The 5,880-nt window shown below is 71.0% G+C and carries 6 protein-coding genes; 3 read left to right on the top strand and 3 right to left on the bottom strand.

Annotated features, from left to right (window positions below; all coding sequences use genetic code 11):
* Window positions 1-60: 60 nt before the first annotated feature.
* The gene (locus G6022_RS10700) at window positions 61-498 is read right to left on the bottom strand and encodes a Fur family transcriptional regulator (protein WP_182609447.1); all 438 of its coding nucleotides are present in this window, start codon (window positions 496-498) and stop codon (window positions 61-63) included.
* Between the two features lie 3 nt (window positions 499-501).
* Entirely contained in the window at window positions 502-873 is a 372-nt protein-coding gene (locus tag G6022_RS10695) for a metalloregulator ArsR/SmtB family transcription factor (protein ID WP_179524973.1), read from the bottom strand.
* A gap of 180 nt (window positions 874-1,053) precedes the next feature.
* Between G6022_RS10695 and G6022_RS10690 the strand changes: the two genes are divergently transcribed.
* From G6022_RS10690 to G6022_RS10680, 3 genes are all read left to right on the top strand, one after another.
* Window positions 1,054-2,442: a glycine--tRNA ligase gene (locus G6022_RS10690; RefSeq protein ID WP_179524974.1), complete on the top strand. Its 1,389-nt coding sequence runs from the start codon at window positions 1,054-1,056 to the stop codon at window positions 2,440-2,442.
* 53 nt (window positions 2,443-2,495) lie between these two features.
* The gene (locus G6022_RS10685) at window positions 2,496-3,113 is read left to right on the top strand and encodes a YdcF family protein (protein WP_179526206.1); all 618 of its coding nucleotides are present in this window, start codon (window positions 2,496-2,498) and stop codon (window positions 3,111-3,113) included.
* Between the two features lie 69 nt (window positions 3,114-3,182).
* Entirely contained in the window at window positions 3,183-4,445 is a 1,263-nt protein-coding gene (locus G6022_RS10680; RefSeq protein WP_182609448.1) for a deoxyguanosinetriphosphate triphosphohydrolase, read from the top strand.
* 13 nt (window positions 4,446-4,458) lie between these two features.
* On the opposite strand, the gene G6022_RS10675 is transcribed toward G6022_RS10680, so the two are convergent.
* Window positions 4,459-5,799, bottom strand: coding sequence for a serine hydrolase (locus G6022_RS10675; protein ID WP_182691550.1), 1,341 nt, complete (start codon window positions 5,797-5,799; stop codon window positions 4,459-4,461).
* Between the last annotated feature and the right edge of the window lie 81 nt (window positions 5,800-5,880).

Genomic DNA, 5,880 nt, shown 5'->3' with positions numbered 1-5,880 from the left:
CGTGAAGGGGGCGGCGCGGTGACGAGACGAGCGGCGGCGGATCCGCCGGCGTACCCCGAGTCAGTCCGCCCGGCCCGTCGGCTCGCCCCTCCCCGCCGCGACGCACGCCGCGCAGACGCCGAACAACTCGACGGTGTGGGTCACCTCGGTGAAGCCGTGGGCCCCGCCGGCACGGTGTGCCCACGTCTCGACCCCCGGCTCCTCGACCTCCACCGTGAACCCGCACACCCGACACACCAGGTGATGATGGTGCGAATCGGAGCACTTCCGGAAGATCAACTCCCCGGAGTCGGTGCGCAGCACGTCCACCGCACCCGCGTCGGACATCGACTGCAGGGTCCGGTAGACGGTGGTCAGCCCGATCGCGTCCCCGCGCTCGCGGAGTTCGGCGTGGAGGTCCTGGGCCGAACGGAACCCCTTGGACTCGTCGAGCAGCGCGGAGATGGCACTGCGTTGACGGGTCGAACGCACGCCGATCGACTTGTCCGGTGTGTCCACGTCCTACTCCTCCCCGGCGTGCCCGACGGCCGCCTCGACGATGTGCAACAGATGGTCGTCGAGCAACTCGTAGCGGATCTCGCGTCCCCGGCGGTGGGCGGAGACGACGTTGGACGACTTGAGCACCCGCAGATGCTGGCTCACCAGCGGCTGCGCGACCTCCAGGGCGTCCACCAGCTCGTGGACGCAGCGCGGCCCCTCGCGGAGCTGCAGCACTATCGCGATCCGCAGCGGAGCCGAGAGCGCACGGAGCAACTCGCCGGCGGCCGAGACCACGTGCTGCGGTGGCAGCGGCACGGGGGCGGCGTGGGAGCCGGGATCGTGGATCTCCGCGGCAGACCCGGCGTCGGCCGGGGACTCGGGTCCGGATGCCATTAGTTGCAACCTTCCGGGCGCGGTGGGGACCTGCGCCGTGTCGGGTGGGGGACCCCAGTATCCCAGACCGCCGGGGTGGACCGGATACCCTGGTGAGAAGTGCCGCGGGCGCCGGCCCGCGCCGAGGCCGTCCACCCCGACACCTCCGCCAACCGACTCACCAAAGGGAGAACCCCCGACGTGGCATCCTCAGCGTCCGTCATCGACACAGTCGTCAACCTCTGCAAGCGCCGGGGACTGGTGTACCAGTGTGGCGAGATCTACGGCGGAACCCGTTCGGCGTGGGACTACGGTCCGCTCGGCGTGGAGCTCAAGGACAACATCAAGAAGCAGTGGTGGCGGAACTTCGTCACCGGCCGCGAGGACGTCGTGGGCCTAGATTCCTCGATCATCCTGCCCCGCAAGGTGTGGGAGGCCTCCGGCCACGTCGACACCTTCACCGACCCGCTGGTGGAGTCCCTCCACACGCACAAGCGCTACCGCGCCGACCACCTCATCGAGGCCTACGTCGCCAAGCACGGGCGCGAGCCGGCCAACGGACTGGCGGACATCAACGACCCCGTCACGGGCCAGCCCGGCTCGTGGACCGAGCCGCAGTTGTTCTCCGGCCTGATGAAGACCTACCTCGGCCCGGTCGACGACAAGGAGGGCCTGCACTACCTCCGGCCCGAGACCGCCCAGGGCATCTTCGTCAACTACAAGAACGTCATGACCACCGCCCGGCGTAAGCCGCCGTTCGGGATCGGCCAGATCGGCAAGGCGTTCCGCAACGAGATCACCCCCGGCAACTTCATCTTCCGGACCCGTGAGTTCGAGCAGATGGAGATCGAGTTCTTCACCAAGCCCGACGAGGCCGACGAGTGGTTCAAGCGGTGGGTCGAGGACTGCTGGGACTGGTTCGTGGACCTGGGGATCGACCCGGAGAACATGCGCCGCTTCGACGTCCCGGACGACGAGCGTGCCCACTACTCGGCCGGCACGATCGACTTCGAGTACAAGTTCGGTTTCTCCGGCAACCCCTGGGGCGAGCTGATGGGCGTGGCCAACCGCACGGATTACGACCTCACCCAGCACCAGACCCACTCCGGCGAGGACCTGCAGTACCGCGACCAGGCCTCGGGCGAGAAGTACGTGCCCTATGTCATCGAGCCGAGCTTCGGCCTGACGCGGTCGCTCATGGCGTTCCTCATCGACGCCTACACCGAGGACGAGGCCCCCAACTCCAAGGGCGGCGTCGACACCCGGACCGTGCTCAAGCTCGACCGGCGTCTCTCGCCGTTCAAGGCAGCCGTGCTGCCGCTCTCGCGGAACGCCGACCTCTCGCCCAAGGCACGGGACCTGGCCGCGCAGCTGCGCAAGAGCTGGAACGTGGACTTCGACGACGCGCAGGCCATCGGCCGCCGCTACCGCCGCCATGACGAGATCGGCACCCCGTTCTGCATCACCGTGGACTTCGACACCCTCGAGGACCAGGCCGTGACCATCCGTGAGCGGGACACCATGCAGCAGGAGCGGGTGGCCATCGACCAGGTCGAGGGGTACCTCGCGCAGCGGCTCATCGGCTGCTGACCCGGCGCTGGCACACTGGTCGGGTGAACAGATCCCGGTCCCCGCTGCGGGCGGTGTCCAGGGCCATCGGATGGCTCCTGGTCATCGCGCTGTTGCTGTGTCTCGCCGTCCCCGGTTTCATCGCGTTCCGTGTGTGGCACGTCGCGCGGGTGGACGACCGCACGCCGGCGGACGCGATCGTCGTCCTGGGCGCGGCCCAGTACGACGGCGTCCCGACCCCGGTGTTCCAGTCCCGACTCGACCACGCCGCCACCCTCTACGAGGAGGGCGTCGCCCCCCAGATCATCACGGTCGGTGGGAACCAGCCGGGTGACCGGTTCACCGAGGCCGGTGCGGGTCGCGCCTATCTGGCCACGCTGGGGGTGCCGCCCACCGCGATCCTGGCGGTCGAGACCGGGTCCAACACCGTCGGCAGTCTGGACGCCGTGGCCCTGACCGTGCGTGACCAGGGCGGTGGTTCCGTGGTGCTGGTCAGCGACCCCACGCACTCATATCGGGCGCGGATGATGGCCCGGGACGCCGGACTGGACGCGTGGACGTCGCCGACCCGACAGGGTCCCGCAGTCTGGACCCGGGAGAACCAGGTCCTGAGCATCATCCGCGAGACCGGAGCGGTGCTCTGGTACCAGTACCACCGGATCGCCGGGACGGACGTGGACTTCCCCGGCTGATCGGTGGACACGACGTTCACGACCGGACAGGGACGACGACGGGGCACACTCGCCCGACAGGAGACGCGCATGACGGGGTACGCGTACGACGCCGCAGACGCCGAGCGCCGGGTGGGTGAGGGGCCCGCCCGGGCGCGGGGGACGGCCAGTGAGCGCAGCCCGTTCGAGAGGGATCGCGCGCGGGTCCTGCACTCGGCGGCTCTGCGACGGCTCGCCGACAAGACGCAGGTGGTCGGGCCCGGGGACGGTGACACGCCGCGGACCCGCCTCACCCATTCCCTCGAGGTCGCGCAGATCTCCCGCAGCATCGCCGCCGGCCTCGGCTGCGACCCCGACCTCGCCGACCTGGCGGGGTTGAGCCACGACATCGGACACCCGCCCTACGGGCACAACGGTGAGCGCGCCCTCGACGAGGTCGCGAGAGGGTTCGGGGGATACGAGGGCAACGCCCAGACGATCAGGATCCTCACGCGGCTGGAACCCAAGGTCGTCGACGCCGACGGGCGCGGGGTCGGACTGGACCTCACCCGCGCCGCGTTGGACGCGGCCACCAAGTACCCGTGGCTGCCGCGGGAGGGCACCAGGAAGTTCGGCGCCTATCCCGACGACGCGGACACCCTCGCCTGGATCCGCGTGGGGGCACCCGGGGACACCCGGTGCCTGGAGGCGCAGATCATGGACTTCTCCGATGACGTGGCCTATTCGGTCCACGACGTGGAGGACGCGATCGTGGCGGGCAGGCTGGACCTGCGGTCGTTGACCGACCCGTCGGAGGTCGCGGCGCTGGCCGAGCTGGGCGCACGCGAGTTCCGGGGGCCCGACGCCGACCAGCTGCGCGAGGCGGCCGGGCGGCTCGGCGCGCTCGACGCGGTCCGCGCCGTCCAGCCGTTCGAGGAGTCCTTCGCGGGAGCGGTCGCCCTCAAGGCGCTGACCAGCGAGCTGGTCGGGCGGTTCGTCATGCCCGCCATCCACACCACCCGCGAGGTGCACGGTGAGATGCCGCACGGGCGGTACAGCGCCGACCTCGAGGTGCCGCTGCACGTGGAGGCCGAGGTCGTGATGCTCAAGACCATGGCCGTGCGGTACGTGATGAGCGACCCGGGGCACCGGGCCCGGCAGGATCGTCAACGCGACCGTATCCACCGGGTGGCCGAGTACCTGGCGCACTCGGCGCCGGCCGGACTCGACGCGGTACTGCGCCCGCTGTGGGACGCGGCCCCGGACGACGCGGCCCGGATGCGCGTGATCGTGGACCAGGTGGCCCTCTACACCGAGAGCCGCCTCGAGCGGATCGACCGGGCGAGCGCCGGCATCCAGGCGGCCTGGGGCTGAGCAGTAAGCCGGCTCAACCCACGGCCCGGGTGAGGTCGCCGACCAGGTCCTCGATGCCGAGCGCGCCGATGGACCCACCGGGGGAGAACCCGGTCCGCACCACCACGAGATCGGCCGACGGGACCACCACGATGTACTGCCCGTCGTGCCCCGAGGCCCAGTAGGCGTCCGCGGGAATCCCGGGAAGACGCAGCGGGGTGCCGTCACCGGCGTCGTTGGTCCACCACTGCGCGCCGTAGGGCTCGGGCTCACCGCCGGCCGGGACGACGCTCGTCGCGTAGTCCATCCATCCGGCGGGGAGCAGGCGGCGACCGTCCACCTCGCCGTCATCCAGCGTGAACTGCCCGAACCGCGCCCAGTCCCGCGGCGTGGCCCACAAATACGAGCTGCACACCGACCGGCCGGAGGCGTCGGCCTCGAGGACCGCGCTGGTCATCCCGAGCGGGTCGAACAGCAGCCGATCGGCCATCTCGGGCCCGAGGCCGGTGCGCTCGTGCAGCAGGTCGCACACGATGTTGGTGGTGCCCGACGAGTACTGACGGACGGTCCCGGGCTCGTGGGCGAGCGGTTGGGCGGCGGCGAACGCGGCCATGTCCGGCTCGGCGAACAGCATCTGCGTGATGGGGGTGCCGAGGTCGTAGTCCTCGTCCCACTCCAGCCCGGAGGTCATGCGCAGCAGGTCGTCGAGGGAGATCTGCGCCCGCTCGTCGGTCCACTCGGGGCGCAGATTCGTGTCCGCCGGGTCGAGGTCGGCCTCCGGGAACTCCTGCTGCGCGCGCCCGACCAGGGTGGCCGCCACGCTCTTGGCCATGGACCACCCGAGCTGCCGGGTGTCCGGACCGAAGCCGTCGGCGTACCACTCGTCGAGGATCTCACCGCGGTGGACCGCGACGAGTCCGCGCGTGCCCTCCTGGCCGGCGGCCCGGTCGAGTGCCGCACCGACCTCGGCCGGCACGTCGGTGGCCTGCGGCAGGCCGATGCCCTCGGGGCGGTCCTCCGGGGACCCGACGAGGGAGGTGTGCTCGGAGCCCGCCGCGCGGCCCTCGCCCACCGCGCACCCGTACTCGGAGGCCCAGGCCTGCTGGGCAAAGGCGATGCCCAGGACGGAGGAACGCGCCCACCCCTCGGAGTCGTCGATCTCCGTGCGCAGCAACGGCACCAGCGGGTTGGGCGGCAGGTCGGACTCCGGGTCGTCCCGATCGGTGAGGAAGTGGATCGCGCAGGCGTTGTGCGCGGCGTATCCGGTACCGGTCATGAGCATCGGCCGGTACCAGGTGCCCACGGCCACCACCGCCGCGACCAGCAGGGCCAGGACGATCAGTACGGCAACGACGACTTTCCGACGACGTGTCATGGCGCTCAGAACCGCCCGCCCGCGCCGCCGCCGCCGAAGCCACCGCCGCCGAAGCCACCACCCCCGCCGCCGAAGCCGCCG

Origin of the sequence: Dietzia sp. Cai40, from assembly GCF_014145165.1 — a bacterium.
In the GTDB taxonomy this organism is placed as follows: Bacteria; Actinomycetota; Actinomycetes; order Mycobacteriales; family Mycobacteriaceae; genus Dietzia; species Dietzia natronolimnaea.
This window is presented reverse-complemented; position numbering and strand designations above follow the sequence as displayed.

Excerpts from the sequence above, each read along its gene's own strand:
- G6022_RS10695 (WP_179524973.1), bottom strand. The coding sequence starts at position 873 with ATGGCATCCGGACCCGAGTCCCCGGCCGACGCCGGGTCTGCCGCGGAG.
- G6022_RS10680 (WP_182609448.1), top strand. The coding sequence starts at position 3,183 with ATGACGGGGTACGCGTACGACGCCGCAGACGCCGAGCGCCGGGTGGGT.
- G6022_RS10675 (WP_182691550.1), bottom strand. The coding sequence starts at position 5,799 with ATGACACGTCGTCGGAAAGTCGTCGTTGCCGTACTGATCGTCCTGGCC.